Origin of the sequence: Aureimonas sp. D3 (assembly GCF_001463805.1) — a bacterium.
Classification (GTDB): domain Bacteria; phylum Pseudomonadota; class Alphaproteobacteria; order Rhizobiales; family Rhizobiaceae; genus Aureimonas; species Aureimonas ureilytica_A.
This window is the reverse complement of sequence record NZ_BBWM01000032.1, coordinates 64,559-79,011: the sequence shown is the minus strand read 5'-3', so window position 1 is coordinate 79,011 and position 14,453 is coordinate 64,559. Positions and strand designations below refer to the sequence as shown.

Below are 14,453 nucleotides of genomic sequence, written 5' to 3'. Positions count from 1 at the left end.
TCGATCAAGATATATCTTTTTCACTTGCACGAGCTCGGATCTGAATGTATCTAAAGATATATCTTAAGCCACCGGAGAACCTAAAATGAGACAGGAATACGAAACACGCTGCCGTCACGGCCAACACCATGGCGGCGGGCTGGGGGCTTTGTTCGCCATGGGTCGCAACCCGTTCGGACGGGGCGGGGGTCGGGGCCATCGGCATGGTGGCCCTGGTGGCGGCATGGGAGATGGCGAGGGCGACGGGCGGATCGGCCGCTTTCTGCTGCAGGGCGATCTTCGCCTTCTCGTGCTAGCGCTGATCGAGAAGGAGCCGCGCCATGGCTACGAGATCATTCGCCATGTCGAGGAGATGACGCAGGGCTTCTATGCCCCGTCGCCCGGCATCGTCTATCCCACGCTCAGCTATCTCGAAGAAGCCGGCTATATCCTCTCCGAAAGCGAAGGCAACAAGAAGCGCTACGCCGTCACCGACGAGGGGCGCGCCTATCTCGCCAGCCATCGCGAGGCCGCGGACGGCATTCTGGGTCGACTGACCGAGCTTGCCGAGCGCCTGAAGCAGCGGCGCGAGCACCATGCCTCACGCGGCGAGAAGCACGGGCCGGAGCTGCCCCGCAGCGTCGAGGCCGCGCTTCTGAACCTGCGCGAGGTCGCGGCCCGCGCGCTGGCGGCGGACGAAAAGCGCTCCAGCGAGATCACTCGGCTTCTTCTGCAAGTGGCCGACGATCTGGAGCGCGGATCAGGCGGCTCGGCCAACGTCTGAAACGGCGCCACTCTCGCGCCCCGCCGAGGAGGCAGAGAGGGCGAAGACGCTTTTTCAAGATGATGTCTCAAGGCCGCCGGGTCCGCTCGGCGGCCCTTTGCGTTTATGGGTGCCCTCGTCGCACCGGGTCCGTGTGCCACTGAGAGCGTCTCGCAAAAGCTTGGCATAGCGAATGGTCGATGGTGTTGCGCTTGGGGGCGAGGAGCCAAACGCAGTCGATGCGAGGGCGCATCGTCGAGCCTTCGCGACGGTCCTTGCGGACGGCCGAGCCGCGTGGCTCACTCTAGGAACCCCGGCGAAAAGCTCCGGCGAGCGGATCCAGAGAGGTCTTGTGAGGCCTTCCTATGGATGCCACGCCCGATGCCTCGCTTGGAGCGGCTCGTCAGCAGATACTGGCCACGCGAGCGAAGGTCGGCGGCGATGGCACGGCCTCTTGCCTGGCGGCTTCGGAGCGGCTTCAAAGGGCGCATCCAGCGGAGACGCCCCATGCCCGTCACGATCTATCACAACCCCGCCTGCGGCACCTCGCGCAACGTTCTCGCCATGATCCGGCAATCGGGCGAGGTGCCGGAGGTGATCGAATATCTGAAAACGCCGCCGTCGCGCGAGCGCCTGGTCGAACTCTTGGAGCTCATGGAGATCGGCCCCCGCGCCCTGCTACGCGAAAAGGGTACGCCCTTCGCCGAGCTGGGTCTCGGCGATCCCGCGCTGTCCGACGAGGCTTTGATCGACGCGATGCTGGCCCATCCCATCCTCATCAATCGCCCGATCGTGGTGACGGAAAAGGGCGCGAAGCTCTGCCGCCCGTCGGAAGAGGTGCTGGACTTGCTGGAGCATCCCTTGAGCGCCTTCACCAAGGAAGACGGGACTGTGGTGTCCCGTGCCTGACGCTCAGCCGCGCACACCGATGACGCGCGCGTCCGTTGCGGCCTTCAGATCGTTCGGCGTCGTCTCGAACACATGGAAGGGCGTGCCGGCGGCAGCCCAGATGGCGTCGAAGTCCAGCAAGTCCTCGTCCATGAAGACGGGCAGCGGCGAGGTCGCGCCGAGCGGCGCGACGCCGCCGATGGCGAATCCTGTGTGCTCGCGCACGAAATCGGCGTCCGGCCGCTCGAGGGCCTCGCCGATCGCGCCAGCCACCGCCGCCTGATCCACCCGGTTGGCGCCCGACACGAGCAGGAGATAGGCCTGTCCCGTCACTGCGCCCCGGAACACCAGACTTTTGACGATCTGCCCGACCTCGGCCGAGACAGCCTTCGCCGCTTCCTCGGCGGTGCGGGCGATCACCTCGGTCTTCACCACCCGAAAGGGCAACGCCTTGGCGAGCGCGGCGATCTCAACCCGGCGCACGGCATCGGGCAGGTCGGCAAGGTCGGTCATGTCTGTCTCCCGCAAAGGCGTCGGCTTCTTCCATAAAGTCCGCGCCGGGCGGGCGGCAAGGCGGACGGGCCCATGAAAAAGGCCGCCGGCGCATCGCACCGGCGGCCTTTCGAGCCTTCACGTCCGAGAACGCCGACGCGCTCCCGGAAAGGCTTACGTGTTCATGGAGTCGAAGAAATCGGCATTGCTCTTCGTCTGCTTGAGCTTGTCGATGAGGAATTCCATCGCGTCCGTCGTGCCCATGGGCGAGAGGATGCGGCGCAGCACGAAGATCTTCTGCAGATCCTGACGCGGCACGAGGAGGTCTTCCTTGCGCGTGCCGGACTTGAGAATGTCCATGGCCGGGAAGATGCGCTTGTCCGCCACCTTGCGGTCCAGCACGATTTCCGAGTTGCCGGTGCCCTTGAACTCTTCGAAGATGACTTCGTCCATGCGCGAGCCGGTGTCGATCAGCGCGGTCGCGATGATGGTCAGCGAGCCGCCTTCCTCGATATTGCGCGCCGCGCCGAAGAAGCGCTTGGGCCGCTGGAGGGCGTTGGCGTCCACACCGCCCGTCAGCACCTTGCCCGACGACGGAACCACCGTGTTGTAGGCGCGGCCCAGGCGGGTGATGGAGTCGAGAAGGATCACGACATCGCGCCCATGCTCGACCAGACGCTTGGCCTTTTCGATCACCATTTCGGCGACCTGAACGTGGCGGCTCGCCGGTTCGTCGAAAGTGGAGGAGACGACCTCGCCCTTCACCGAGCGCTGCATGTCGGTGACTTCCTCGGGCCGCTCGTCGATGAGCAGCACGATGAGGTAGCACTCGGGATGGTTGGCCGTGATCGAATGGGCGATGTTCTGGAGTAGAACGGTCTTACCCGTGCGCGGGGGGGCGACGATCAGCGCACGCTGGCCCTTGCCGAGCGGGGCGACGAGATCGATGACCCGGGCGGAGATGTCCTTCTTCGTCGGGTCGGGGTTTTCCATCTTGAACCGCTCGTTCGGGTAGAGCGGCGTCAGATTGTCGAAATGGCTCTTGTGCTTGATCTTCTCGGGGTCGTCGAAATTGATCGTCGTGACCTTGAGAAGCGCGAAATAGCGCTCGCCGTCCTTCGGGCCCCGGATCGTCCCTTCCACCGTGTCGCCCGTCTTCAGGGAGAAGCGGCGCAGCTGCGAGGGAGAGATGTAGATGTCGTCGGGGCCAGGCAGGTAATTCGCGTCGGGCGAGCGCAGGAAGCCGAAACCGTCCTGCAGCACTTCCACGACGCCTTCGCCGATGATCTCGATCTCCTGCGCGGCGAGGCGCTTGAGAATGGCGAAGAGCAGTTCCTGCTTGCGCAGGGTGGACGCGCTTTCGACCTCGTTCTCCTCAGCGAAGGCGACGAGTTCGGCGGGCGTCTTGTCTTTCAGATCCTGGAGTTTGATCTCAGGCATGGGCGGGCTCCACCCCATCGGCCGGGCCTTGCAAGCCGTCTGCCATGGGGACAGTCATCAGGGGAGGATACTCGGGCCGGGATGATACGAATGCGTATGGTTCGGCGTCGAATGGGCGGGGCACAGCTATGCAGCCGCACCGCACCGTAAGGCGGGATACGGCAAAGCTTATAGCCATTCCGTCGCAGCTTCGCAAGATGGCGCGCACGAGGCCAGGAACGAAACAGGCGGGCCTCCCCCAGGGAAGACCCGCCTGCTTTTCACTGATGCTGACGATCAGGAAATCGATTTAGAAGAACAGGAAGATCACGCCGGCCAGCGCGAAGCCGATGAGGCCGATCAGGGTTTCCAGCACTGTCCAGGTCTTGAACGTGGTCTTCACGTCCATCTCGAAGAAGCGGCCGACCAGCCAGAAGCCGGAATCGTTGACATGGCTGAGGACGACCGAGCCGGACGCCAGCGCCAGAACCGTGGCGCAAAGCTGCACCTCGGAATAGCCTGCCGCCGCCACCGCCGGCTGCACGAGGCCCGCCGCCGTGATGAGGGCCACCGTCGCCGAGCCCTGCGCCACGCGCAGCGCGGCGGCGATCACGAAGCCGGCGACGAAGATCGGCATGCCCAATCCGTCCAGCGTGGTGGCGAGCGCATCGCCGATGCCGCTGGCACGCAGGATGCCACCGAACATGCCGCCTGCGCCGGTGATCAGCGTGATGGCGCAGATGGGTCCGAGCGCGGAGTCCAGAATGCCTTCCACCATCTTGGCCGTGCGACCGCGCCGGATGCCGAGCACATAGCTCGCCACCAGAACCGCGATGAGCAACGCGACGGGCGTTGCGCCGAAGGCGCGGCCGATCTGATACCAGGTGGCGTTCGGATCGACCCAGCCCTGCGCGCGGGAGAAATCGAGGCCGGTGTTCACGAAGATGATGGCGAGCGGCAGGAGAAGGATGCCGATCACCGTGGAGGGCTTGGGCGGGTTCGGGTCCTGCTCCACCTGCTTGCCGCCCGACAGGATGTCGGGCACGGGCAGGACGATGCGCTTGCCGATAAACGAACCGAAGATCTGGCCGCCGATCAGCCAGGCCGGAATGGCGACGAGAATGCCGAGCAGGATCAGAAGCCCGACATCGGCCTTCAGAAGCTCGGAGGCCGCGACCGGGCCGGGATGGGGCGGCACGAAGACATGCATGGCCGAGAAGGCCGCCGCCACCGGAATGCCGTAGAGGAGGAGCCCGCCGCCGAGCCGGCGCGCGACCGTGAAGACGATGGGCAGCATGACCACGAGCCCGGCGTCGAAGAAGATCGGAAAGCCGAACAGCAGCGAGGCGAAGCCGAGAGCGAAGGGCGCGCGCTTCTCGCCGAAGCGATGGATCAGCGCGTCCGCCAGCGACTGCGCGCCGCCCGAGACTTCCAGAAGCCGGCCCAGCATGGCGCCGAAGCCGATCAAGAGCGCGACGCCGCCGAGCGTCTGGCCGAAGGCTTCGGTGAGCACCGGCACGATCTTGGCCGGTGGAATGCCGGCGACGAGGCCGGTCACGAGGCTGACCATGGTCAGCGCCAGAAAGGCATGGATGCGGAACTGGATGATGAGAAGCAGGAGAAGCAGAACCGCAACCGCCGCGATGACGAGAAGCGGCCCGGTCCCCCAGACATGGGCGAGCGCCGTGGAATTCATTTCTATGCACCTGTGGGGCGGGGAGGGGGCGCCGCCCCGCGTGGGGCGGGCGCGCAGGATTGGCGCGTCAGAGCGCGCGCAGCATCTCAGGGCGCAGGAGTTCGAGCTGGCGCAGGGCCTCGCTCACCACCCCGTCCGGGTCCTGCTCGACGGAAACCTTGATCCCGTCCTCGTCGCCGTCCAGGGGCTCGAAATCGGCATATTGGGAGGCAAGGAGGGACGGGGGCATGTAATGGCCCTTGCGCTCGGCCAGACGCGCGCCGATCACGCCCTGAGGCGCGTCGAGTTCCACGAAGCGCACGCGCGCCTCGGCCCCGCGCAGAATGTCGCGATAGCGCCGCTTCAGCGCCGAGCAGGTGATGACGGTGCTTTCGCCCATCCCCGCCTCGTCCGAGATCCAGTCCCGGATCGAGGCGAGCCAGGGGGCGCGGTCCTCATCGTTCAGAGGGATGCCAGCGGACATCTTGTCGATATTGGCCTTCGGATGGAACTCGTCCGCCTCGGCGAACTTCCAGCCCAGACGCTGCGACAGAAGCTTGGCCGTGGTGGTCTTGCCCGTCCCCGACGGCCCCATCACGACGAGGCACAGGGCGGGTTTGGAAGCGTTCGAGGGCACGGGCTTTCTCCGGAGCACGAGATGAGAAGGCGGACATAGGATCGTCCGCTCCATCGGTGCTAAATCACTCCCGAGCCGAGAAAAGCAAGTTGAACGTGTGGCCGGATGCTGGCGCGCCGGGGTTTGGGACCTGGGTCGGGCGCACGTCGCAAAGCGTTGTCGCATCGGATGGGGAAGCGCTTGCTCAGGCCGAGCCTCAGCTCAAGGCGCTGCGACAAGCGTGTGGGGCTGATCCTGTGACCAGCGTCCGCGGCCCGCCGCAAGGGCGGGCCGATGTCGATCCTTCGATCAGAAGGGCTTGACGATCACCAGGATGACGATGGCGATGAGGAGCAGCGTCGGCCCCTCGTTCATGAGGCGCCAGTGGCGGCTGGTCTTGGTCATCTCGTCCCGCTCCAGCTTCTTGCGCGCGGCCGAGAAATAGCCGTGCAGCCCGCTCATCAGAACCACCAGCGTGAGTTTGGCGTGCAGCCAGCCGCCCTGGAAGTGATAGACCTCGATCGCCAGCCAGAGGCCGGAAACCCAGGTGACCACCATGGCGGGGTTGACGATGGCGCGCATCAGGCGGCGCTCCATCACCTTGAAGGTCTCGGCCTGGGGGCTGCCGACGCCCGCCTCGGTGTGGTAGACGAACAGGCGCGGCAGGTAGAACATGCCGACCATCCACGAGATGACGGCGACCACGTGCAGGGCCTTGACCCAGAGCATGGCGTCCACCGGCACCAGCGCGAAGAGCAGCGCGGCCAGAACGGCCCCCACCCCCAGCGATACGAGAACCGAGCGATCTTTCGCGGGCGCGGCTGTGGCCATGATGCGTCTCCCTTCGCCAGCCGAAGCGGGATCGCCTCGGCATCGGACCATGGGGATCGAAGCCTGACGGATCGGATGCGCCGCCCTGAGCTCCTAGCCGATCCCAGGTCCGGCTTTCGAACGGCTCTAATCGAGAACCACGCCGCGCGGCAAGGCGACCGCCCGCGATCCAAGACCGCAGGCCCGCTCGCAAGAGCGGTCCTCGGCTTCCCTCACCAACATCGGAGATCATCCATGAATCCCCATGACGCTTTCATCGTGCTGACCGGCGGTCCCGGCGGCGGCAAGACGAGCTTGATCGAAGCCCTGGCCCGAGAGGGCTTCCGCACCGCGCCTGAGAGCGGCCGGGCGGTGATCCGCGAGGAAATGGCGCGCGGCGGCTCGGCTCTCCCTTGGGGCGACCGCGCGGCCTATGCGAAGGCCATGGCGGCGCGGGACGAAGCCGCCCACGCGGCAGCGTGCAGGGCAGGCGGCGTCACGATCTTCGACCGGGGCCTGCCGGACGTGCTCGGCTATCTCGCGCTCTGCGGCCTGCCCGTGCCGGATGATCTCGCCCGAGCCGCGCGTCGCCTGCGCTACACGAACCCGGTCTTCCTCGCGCCCTTCTGGCCGGAGATCTATGCCGGCGACGCCGAGCGGCGGCAGGACGCAGCGGAGGCCGCCGAGACCGCCCGAGTCATGCGCTGGACTTACCAAGGGCTCGGCTACGAGGTCACGGACCTGCCGCTCGCGCCGGTGCCTAAGCGCGTTCGTTTCCTGCGGGAGCGGATGAGGCTCTAGGAAGCCCGCTGACGCACGAGGCGCATGAGATGCTCCACATGGGTGATCGGAGCGTCCGGCGTGATCCCATGGCCCAGATTGAAGACAAGAGGGCCATCGCCCAGTTGATCGAGGATGGCGTTGACGCCCTCCTCCAGCGCCCGGCCGCCGGCGATCAGCCGCAGCGGGTCGAGATTGCCCTGCACGGCCCCCTCCGTCTGGAGCCGGCGCGCCTGCTCGAAGGGCACGCCCCAGTCGAGGCCGAGCGCATCGACGCCGGTCTTCTCGCGGTAGGTGTCGAGGAAGGCGCCGGCCCCCTTGGGAAAGCCGATGATCTTGGCATTCGGCACCATGGCGCGCAGGCGCTGCACGAGATGGCGCACCGGCGCGATGGCGAAGCGCTCGAAGCTCGCCTCGTCCAGAACTCCCGACCAACTATCGAAAATCTGCGCGCAGTCCGCCCCGGCCTGAAGCTGGCGGGCGAGATAGTCGGCGCTCATTTCAGCGAGCAGCATGAGAAGCTCGTCCATGGCTTCGGGGTGCTCGTAGCCGAACAGGCGCGCGGGGGCCTGAGTGGGCGTGCCATGGCCGGCGATCATATAGGTCGCGACCGTCCAGGGCGCCCCGCAAAAGCCGATCAGCGCCGTCTCGTCGGGCAGCGCGGCGCGAATGCGCGCCACCGTCGCGATCACCGGGGCGAGATGCGTGTCGGCATGGCTGGGGTCGAGGCCCGCGATCTCATGGGGCGCGATCGGGTCCATCATCGGTCCCTCTCCCTGCACGAAGCGCACGTTGCGCTTCAGGGCGTCGGGGATCACCAGAATGTCCGAAAAGAGAATCGAGGCGTCGAAGCCGAAGCGGCGGATCGGCTGAAGCGTCACTTCGGTCGCGAGTTCGGGATTGTAGCAGAGATCGAGAAAGCTGCCCGCCTTCGCCCGGACCTCGCGATATTCCGGAAGATAGCGACCCGCCTGCCTCATGAGCCAGACCGGGGGAGGGAAGACGGTCTCGCCGGCGAGGACGCGCAGAAGCTTTCGCTGTTCCATGAGGAGCTTTCCAGAAGGCTCGTCGCGAAGGCCGTCGAGCCTTGGCGCTGTGGGGTCGTGGTTCAGCCCCGGACATGGCGGGGAACGGGCGCTTCGTCCAGCCCCGCCCGAAGGGCAGGGGCTTCCTCGCTTCGCTTTTTCCGATGCGAAAGGCGGGCGGGATCGCAGATCCCCAGCCCGCTCTTCCAACAAAGAAAGTCTTATAGAAAAGGATTCTGATTCTATGAGTCGGTGGATACTGGTAATTCACAGAGCCCCGCAAACGGCGCGGTTTTGCGCCGCGGCCCAGGCGTTTGCGCAGGGTCGGATTCCCTCAAGGATTCCAACGCTTGGAGGTGGCGGGCCGGAAGTTTCCCCCCGTTTTTCACAAGCCCTGCTCCACAAGGCGTCAGCGGCCTTCCTCTGTGGATGAAACAGGGGTTTTCCCGACCCCCTCTGTGGGCTCGTTTCGCTTACCCAAGCTTGTCCCCGGTTGCTCACAGGGGGTCGAGAATCCCGGTCATATCGGGCCCGTGACCTTGCTCCGAAAGCCGATCGGAGTCCGTCTTGTCATGATGAACGATTCTTAACCACAATGGATCCCCGGCGCGTCATCTCCGCGTCACGGTGACGGGGCGATGACGGGGCCGGTAGAACGGCTCTTGTTCTCGGGCGTGTTCCGACTTTAGGAAGCGTCCAGATTTCAACGGGAAACGAGCCGCATGGGCAAGCCGATCGTCCTGGCCTCGGGCAGCGTGCACCGACGCGAGCTTCTGCAAAATGCCGGGATCGACTTTGCGGTCGATCCCTCGACGCTGGACGAGCGCGCGCTGGAAGCGCCGCTGACCGAAAGCGGTGCCTCGCCCGAGGACGTGGCCCTCATCCTCGCCGAGGCCAAGGCGGCCGATGTGTCGGAGCGCCATCCCGGCGCGCTGGTGATCGGCGCGGACCAGACCCTGTCGCTCGGCGACGAACGCTTCCACAAGCCCGCCGACATGGAAGGGGCGCGCCGCGCGCTGTTGAAACTGTCGGGGCGCACGCATGTCCTGTCGAGCGCGGTGGCGCTAGTGCGGGACGGCGAAACGCTCTGGCACCATGTGGATCAGGCGCGCATCACCCTGCGCGACCTCTCGCCCGCCTTTATCGGCCGCTATCTGGCCGAGGTCGGCGATGCCGCCCTCTCCAGCGTCGGCTCCTATCAGGTGGAGCGCCAGGGCATTCAGCTGATGGAGCGCATCGAGGGCGATTTCTTCACGATCATCGGCCTGCCTGTCCTGCCTCTCGTGGCCGAGCTGCGCCGCCGGGGGCTGGTCGATGGCTGAACCCAAAGCCTTCGTCACGGGCTGGCCGATTCATCATTCGCGCTCGCCGCTGATCCATGGCACATGGCTGCGCGAGCTGGGGCTTGCCGGCTCCTATGAGCGCATCGCGGTGGAGCCCGCCGCCTTTCCGACCTTCCTTTCGAACCTGCGTGAAGCCGGATTCACCGGCGGTAACGTCACGATCCCGCACAAGGAAGCCGCCTTTGCGGGCGTGGCCCGCCGTGACGGTGCGGCCGAGGCGATCGGCGCGGTCAACACGGTCTGGTTCGAGGGGGGCCAGATCGTCGGCGGCAATACGGACGCCTACGGCTTTGCCGCCAATCTGGACGAGCGCCTGCCCGGCTGGCGGGATGCCGAGGAGGCGCTGGTGCTCGGCGCGGGCGGCGCGGCGCGCGCCGTGGTTCATGCGCTGGCCGAGGCCGGCATCGGGCGCATTCGCATCCTGAATCGCACGCCCGAGCGGGCCGAGGCGTTGGCGGGCAGTTTCGCGCGGCCCGGCCTGGAGGTCGAAGGCGCGGGGGCCGAGCGCGAGGCGGCGTGGCTGGCGGGCGCCGATCTCGTGGTCAACACGCGGCCTTGGGGGCCCGGCGAAACCGAGCCCGACCTCTCGGCTCTTGCACAAGCCGCGCTGGTGACCGACATTGTCTATGTGCCGCTCGAAACCCCGATCCTCAGGGCGGCGCGGCAGCGCGGGCATCGGACAGCCGATGGCCTTGGCATGCTGCTGCATCAGGCGGTACCGGGGTTCGAGCGGTGGTTCGGCCGGCGGCCGAGCGTGTCGGAAGAACTGCGTCAGGCGCTTCTCGCCGATATCGAGGCCGCACGCTGAACCGGGCATGGCCCGACGCCGGATTTTCGTAACGATGCGGGCGCGTTTTCGCCCCGCTTCGACGCCTTCGAAAGCCTGCGTCCATCTTTGGGGGCGATGCTCACGAGTTCCAGCGCGTTGGGGAGGGTCCACATCATGGACAATCGTAGTACCGCCTTTGCCGACCAGGGCGACATCTCCGACATCGAGACCGAAATCTCGGATGCGGAAGCGGCCATCGAGAGCCTGTTCGAAGCCTATGCGGCCGGGTTCGACGATTTCGACGCCGAGGCGATCCTCGCCTGTTTCCAGTTTCCGGTGACGATCTGGCAGTCCGGGCGCGGCAATGTCTTCAACGACGAGGAAGAGCTAGCCGAGAATGTCGATGCGCTGCTCGCCGTGTTCGAGCGCGAGGAAATCGTTCAGTCGCGCTTCGACATCGTGGAAGCGGCCGGCGACGACGGCGCGGCCTTCGCGGTTCTCGACTGGCGGCAGGAGCGCGACGACGGCGAGGCGGCGCTGGAATTTCGCTGCCGCTACGCTTTGGTGCGCGACGAGACCGGCACGGCCTGGCGCATCGCGCTCGCCGTGACGGAGTGAGAGCGGCTTGATCCTCCTCGGGCTGACCGGCTCCATCGGCATGGGCAAGAGCACGACGGCGGCGATGTTCGCCGCGCGCGGCTGCCCCGTTCATTCCGCCGACGAGACGGTGCATCGCCTCTATGCCGGACGCGCCGCGCCGCTGGTGGAGGCGCGCTTTCCCGGCACCGCGCCCGGCGGCACGGTGGACCGTATCCGTTTGTCGTCGGCCGTTCTGAACGACGCAGCCGCGCTGCGCGATCTGGAGGCCATCGTTCACCCCTTGGTGCGCGAGGAAGAAGCGCGCTTCGTGGAGGAGGCGCGGGCATCGGGCGCATCCGTCGCTGTCCTCGACATTCCCCTTCTGTTCGAAACGGGCGGCGAGGCGCGGGTGGACCGGGTCGTGGTGGTGAGCGCCCCGGCCGAGATCCAGCGCGCGCGGGTTCTGGCCCGGCCCGGCATGAGCGAGGCGCGCTTCGAGGCGATCCTTGCCAAGCAGATGCCGGACGCCGAGAAGCGCCGACGCGCCGATTTCGTGATCGACACCGGAAAGGGTATGACCGAAGCCGAAGCCGAGGTGGAGGCGATCCTCGCCCGGCTGCGCGAGACGGCCAAAGACCCCCTTGCGCCGGCGCGCCGATCGGCCGAGATGAAGAGGCAGGACAGGGGGTCGGAACCTCTCTGACCATTTGGCCGGGGCGACCCGGCGGGTCTTGTCCGCCCCGCTTCTGGCCAGCCCTGTCGATGCCGCCGGCATCGTCTGCGGTTGCTCCCTTACGGACCCAAATGATTCCTCGCCGGCCATCTGCTGGCGAGTTGGCCGACAGCATCTGAGGAACATCCATGCGCGAGATCGTCTTCGACACGGAAACCACCGGCCTCGACTTCGAGCAGGACCGCGTCATCGAAATCGGCGGCATCGAACTCTGGAACCACATTCCGACGGGCCGTGAGTTTCACAAGTTCATTCGCCCGGACGCTCGCAAGGTCGATCCCGCCGCCTTCGACATTCACGGCATTTCCGACGATTTTCTGAAGGACAAGCCGGTCTTCGCCGAGATCGTGGACGAGTTCGCCGAGTTCTTCGAAGGCGCGGCGCTGATTGCGCATAACGCGGCCTTCGACATTCGCTTCCTCAATGCCGAACTGGCGCGGGTCGGCCGCCCCGCCATTCCGCCCGGCTTGGTGATCGACACGCTGCCCATGGCGCGGCGCAAGTTTCCGATGGCACCCGCGACGCTGGATGCGCTTTGCTCGCGCTTTTCCATCGACACGACCAAGCGCGACAAGCACGGCGCGCTGGTCGACTCCGAGCTTCTGGCGCAGGTCTATATCGAGCTGATCGGTGGCCGGCAGTCGGCATTGCGGCTCGACATGGACAATGACGGGCTGAACGACCGGGGCGTGGAGATCGTCCACTGTGCCGCCAAGCGCCCGGTGCCCCTGCCGCCGCGCCTGTCGGTGGCCGAAGACGAGGCCCATCGGCGCTTCATCGCCTCGCTCGGCGAGGGCGCGGCCTGGACCGCGCATCTGCCGCCCGTCAGCGAGGGCTGAGGCGAGCGGCCTCGGCCGGCGCCCGTCGCGATTTCAGATTTCGTCCGCTTCCACGCGGTTTCGCCCCGCCAGCTTGGCGCCGTAGAGAAGCGCGTCGGCGCAGGACAGAAGGCTCTGCGCCGAGATGCTGGGGCCACCGATCGCTGTGACGACGCCGAGACTCGCCGTGACGACGCCCGCTTCCGGCGACAGGTCGTGGGGAATGGCGAGCGCGGCGATGGCCGTTCGGATCGCCTCGGCGATGTCGCGGGCCTCCGCTGGCGGCGTGCACGGCAGGATGCAGACGAATTCCTCGCCACCATAGCGCGCCGCCAGATCGACCGGCTTTCGCATCGCGGCGTCGATCGCCTGGGCGACCTGACGCAGGCAGTCGTCCCCCGCGATATGGCCGTGATAATCGTTGAAGGCCTTGAAGTGATCGACGTCGAGCAGGATCAGCGAAAGCGGCTCGCCCGACTGCGCGTGGCGCTGAACCTCCTTCGCCAGGACCATATCGAAATGGCGACGATTGGAAATCTCGGTCAGCCCGTCCGTGATGCTGAGCCGGTAGATTTCCTGGTGCAGGGCTTCCATCCGCGCTTCGGTCATCTTGCGCTCGGAAATGTCGCGCACGATGGCGCAATTATACTCCCGGCCGCCGAAGCGGACATAATGCGCCGTGATCTCGATCGGAACGGCCTGGCCCAACTTGTTGGTGTTGGTGCTCTCGATCTTGATGACGCCGACCCGCTTCAGCTCCTCCCAATGGCGATACCAATAGGCCTCATCCACATCGGGATCGACATCGCAGACCCGCAGCTGCGAGAACTCTTCCGCGCTATAGCCGAGTAGCCGTGTCGCCGCCTCGTTGACGAAGACGTAGCGCCCATCGGGATCGGCCCAGATCACCATGTCGGCCAAGGCATTGATCGAATAAAGCGCGAGCGCCGAGCGTTCGGCCGAGGCGTCCAGGCGGTCTGCCCCGTCGTCAGCCAAGCCGGTGCGATCGCCCTGGCGATCGGGGGACTCCATCATCACAACGTTCAGACGGGACAATCGAGCCTCTCCGCCCATGGGTTAGATTGATCTTCACTAGGTGGCTACGCAAGGGAAGGGAAGCGGAATCCCGACTTTTTCAACACGTGAAACGTGTATGAAAAAGGCGCCGCCGGTGGTGTCACCGAGGCGCCTTTCCAATCGGGTCAAGCGATGGCGATCAGACCGTCTGAACCTGCGAGCGGGCGCGCTCTTCGGCCATGCGCTGCGTGAAGAGCGCGGCGAAGTCGATCGGGTCGATCATCAGCGGCGGGAAGCCGGCATTGCGCGTGACATCGGCGATGATCTGGCGCGCGAAGGGGAAGAGAAGACGCGGGCACTCGATGAAGAGAACCGGCAGCATGTGCTCCTGCGGGAAGCCAGCCAGACGGAACACGCCGCCATACTGAAGTTCCACGTGAAACAATGTCTCGGCGCCTTCGCCAGCCTGGGCGTTCAGCGTGAGCTTGACGTCATACTCGTTGTCGCCGTCCTGCACGGGGACCGCGCCGACATTGACGCCGATATTGATGCCGGGGGCGCGGGGCTGCGCGCGCAGGACGCCGGGCGCCTGCGGGCTCTCGAAGGACAGGTCCTTGATGTACTGCGCCAGGATGTTGAGGCTCGGGGCCTCCTGCTGCGGCTCGGCGCCGTTGACGCCGTTCTGATGGGTCTCGGACATGAGGTCCTCGCGGAGTTGACTGGAGAAGAAACGCCGTTGACTCCGGC

At 66.1% G+C, this 14,453-nt stretch carries 16 protein-coding genes; 8 read left to right on the top strand and 8 right to left on the bottom strand.

What is annotated here, in order from left to right:
* Positions 1 to 85 precede the first annotated feature (85 nt).
* Both AUL36_RS08780 and arsC read left to right on the top strand, forming a co-directional pair.
* Positions 86 to 763: a PadR family transcriptional regulator gene (locus AUL36_RS08780; RefSeq protein WP_244497079.1), complete on the top strand. Its 678-nt coding sequence runs from the start codon at positions 86 to 88 to the stop codon at positions 761 to 763.
* Positions 764 to 1,249: 486 nt separating this feature from the next.
* Entirely contained in the window at positions 1,250 to 1,651 is a 402-nt protein-coding gene (arsC, locus tag AUL36_RS08775) for an arsenate reductase (glutaredoxin) (RefSeq protein WP_062219825.1), read from the top strand.
* 3 nt (positions 1,652 to 1,654) lie between these two features.
* On the opposite strand, the gene AUL36_RS08770 is transcribed toward arsC, so the two are convergent.
* From AUL36_RS08770 to hemJ, 5 genes are all read right to left on the bottom strand, one after another.
* The gene (locus AUL36_RS08770; RefSeq protein ID WP_062219823.1) at positions 1,655 to 2,143 is read right to left on the bottom strand and encodes a YbaK/EbsC family protein; all 489 of its coding nucleotides are present in this window, start codon (positions 2,141 to 2,143) and stop codon (positions 1,655 to 1,657) included.
* A 153-nt stretch (positions 2,144 to 2,296) separates the two neighbouring features.
* Positions 2,297 to 3,562 carry a transcription termination factor Rho gene (gene rho, locus AUL36_RS08765; protein ID WP_019994620.1) on the bottom strand — a complete coding sequence of 422 codons (1,266 nt, stop codon included), beginning with the start codon at positions 3,560 to 3,562 and terminating at the stop codon, positions 2,297 to 2,299.
* Between the two features lie 289 nt (positions 3,563 to 3,851).
* On the bottom strand, positions 3,852 to 5,237 hold the full coding sequence (locus tag AUL36_RS08760; RefSeq protein WP_058635915.1) for a GntP family permease: 1,386 nt from the start codon (positions 5,235 to 5,237) through the stop codon (positions 3,852 to 3,854).
* A 67-nt stretch (positions 5,238 to 5,304) separates the two neighbouring features.
* Entirely contained in the window at positions 5,305 to 5,853 is a 549-nt protein-coding gene (locus AUL36_RS08755; protein WP_306302828.1) for a gluconokinase, read from the bottom strand.
* 288 nt (positions 5,854 to 6,141) lie between these two features.
* Complete coding sequence (hemJ, locus tag AUL36_RS08750) at positions 6,142 to 6,663, bottom strand: protoporphyrinogen oxidase HemJ (protein ID WP_062219821.1); 522 nt, start codon at positions 6,661 to 6,663, stop codon at positions 6,142 to 6,144.
* Between the two features lie 234 nt (positions 6,664 to 6,897).
* Between hemJ and AUL36_RS08745 the strand changes: the two genes are divergently transcribed.
* On the top strand, positions 6,898 to 7,443 hold the full coding sequence (locus AUL36_RS08745) for an AAA family ATPase (protein ID WP_062219819.1): 546 nt from the start codon (positions 6,898 to 6,900) through the stop codon (positions 7,441 to 7,443).
* Here AUL36_RS08745 and hemE read toward each other — a convergent pair.
* Positions 7,440 to 8,468, bottom strand: a complete 1,029-nt coding sequence (gene hemE, locus AUL36_RS08740) for a uroporphyrinogen decarboxylase (RefSeq protein WP_062219817.1) — start codon at positions 8,466 to 8,468, stop codon at positions 7,440 to 7,442. The genes AUL36_RS08745 and hemE overlap by 4 nt on opposite strands.
* A gap of 701 nt (positions 8,469 to 9,169) precedes the next feature.
* Between hemE and AUL36_RS08735 the strand changes: the two genes are divergently transcribed.
* The 5 genes from AUL36_RS08735 (at position 9,170) to dnaQ (ending at position 12,710) form a co-directional block, all read left to right on the top strand.
* Positions 9,170 to 9,769 (top strand): Maf-like protein, encoded by a 600-nt coding sequence (locus AUL36_RS08735; RefSeq protein ID WP_062219815.1) that lies wholly within the window; start codon positions 9,170 to 9,172, stop codon positions 9,767 to 9,769.
* A complete protein-coding gene (locus tag AUL36_RS08730) occupies positions 9,762 to 10,598 on the top strand; it encodes a shikimate dehydrogenase (protein ID WP_062219813.1) in 837 nt (278 codons plus the stop codon). Before AUL36_RS08735 ends, AUL36_RS08730 begins: the two co-directional genes overlap by 8 nt.
* 135 nt (positions 10,599 to 10,733) lie before the next feature.
* The gene (locus AUL36_RS08725; protein WP_058635910.1) at positions 10,734 to 11,177 is read left to right on the top strand and encodes a hypothetical protein; all 444 of its coding nucleotides are present in this window, start codon (positions 10,734 to 10,736) and stop codon (positions 11,175 to 11,177) included.
* Positions 11,178 to 11,184: 7 nt separating this feature from the next.
* Positions 11,185 to 11,841, top strand: coding sequence for a dephospho-CoA kinase (coaE, locus tag AUL36_RS08720; protein ID WP_082655724.1), 657 nt, complete (start codon positions 11,185 to 11,187; stop codon positions 11,839 to 11,841).
* Positions 11,842 to 11,999: 158 nt separating this feature from the next.
* Positions 12,000 to 12,710, top strand: a complete 711-nt coding sequence (dnaQ, locus tag AUL36_RS08715) for a DNA polymerase III subunit epsilon (RefSeq protein WP_062219811.1) — start codon at positions 12,000 to 12,002, stop codon at positions 12,708 to 12,710.
* 33 nt (positions 12,711 to 12,743) lie between these two features.
* Here dnaQ and AUL36_RS08710 read toward each other — a convergent pair whose 3' ends face one another.
* Positions 12,744 to 13,745: a GGDEF domain-containing protein gene (locus tag AUL36_RS08710; protein WP_244497078.1), complete on the bottom strand. Its 1,002-nt coding sequence runs from the start codon at positions 13,743 to 13,745 to the stop codon at positions 12,744 to 12,746.
* Positions 13,746 to 13,905: 160 nt separating this feature from the next.
* Positions 13,906 to 14,406, bottom strand: coding sequence for a protein-export chaperone SecB (secB, locus tag AUL36_RS08705; protein ID WP_058602218.1), 501 nt, complete (start codon positions 14,404 to 14,406; stop codon positions 13,906 to 13,908).
* Positions 14,407 to 14,453: the final 47 nt, after the last annotated feature.

Coding starts and splice junctions, on each gene's coding strand:
- AUL36_RS08780 (WP_244497079.1), top strand. CDS start 86: ATGAGACAGGAATACGAAACACGCTGCCGTCACGGCCAACACCATGGC.
- arsC (WP_062219825.1), top strand. CDS start 1,250: ATGCCCGTCACGATCTATCACAACCCCGCCTGCGGCACCTCGCGCAAC.
- AUL36_RS08770 (WP_062219823.1), bottom strand. CDS start 2,143: ATGACCGACCTTGCCGACCTGCCCGATGCCGTGCGCCGGGTTGAGATC.
- rho (WP_019994620.1), bottom strand. CDS start 3,562: ATGCCTGAGATCAAACTCCAGGATCTGAAAGACAAGACGCCCGCCGAA.
- AUL36_RS08760 (WP_058635915.1), bottom strand. CDS start 5,237: ATGAATTCCACGGCGCTCGCCCATGTCTGGGGGACCGGGCCGCTTCTC.
- hemJ (WP_062219821.1), bottom strand. CDS start 6,663: ATGGCCACAGCCGCGCCCGCGAAAGATCGCTCGGTTCTCGTATCGCTG.
- AUL36_RS08745 (WP_062219819.1), top strand. CDS start 6,898: ATGAATCCCCATGACGCTTTCATCGTGCTGACCGGCGGTCCCGGCGGC.
- hemE (WP_062219817.1), bottom strand. CDS start 8,468: ATGGAACAGCGAAAGCTTCTGCGCGTCCTCGCCGGCGAGACCGTCTTC.
- AUL36_RS08735 (WP_062219815.1), top strand. CDS start 9,170: ATGGGCAAGCCGATCGTCCTGGCCTCGGGCAGCGTGCACCGACGCGAG.
- AUL36_RS08730 (WP_062219813.1), top strand. CDS start 9,762: ATGGCTGAACCCAAAGCCTTCGTCACGGGCTGGCCGATTCATCATTCG.
- AUL36_RS08725 (WP_058635910.1), top strand. CDS start 10,734: ATGGACAATCGTAGTACCGCCTTTGCCGACCAGGGCGACATCTCCGAC.
- dnaQ (WP_062219811.1), top strand. CDS start 12,000: ATGCGCGAGATCGTCTTCGACACGGAAACCACCGGCCTCGACTTCGAG.
- secB (WP_058602218.1), bottom strand. CDS start 14,406: ATGTCCGAGACCCATCAGAACGGCGTCAACGGCGCCGAGCCGCAGCAG.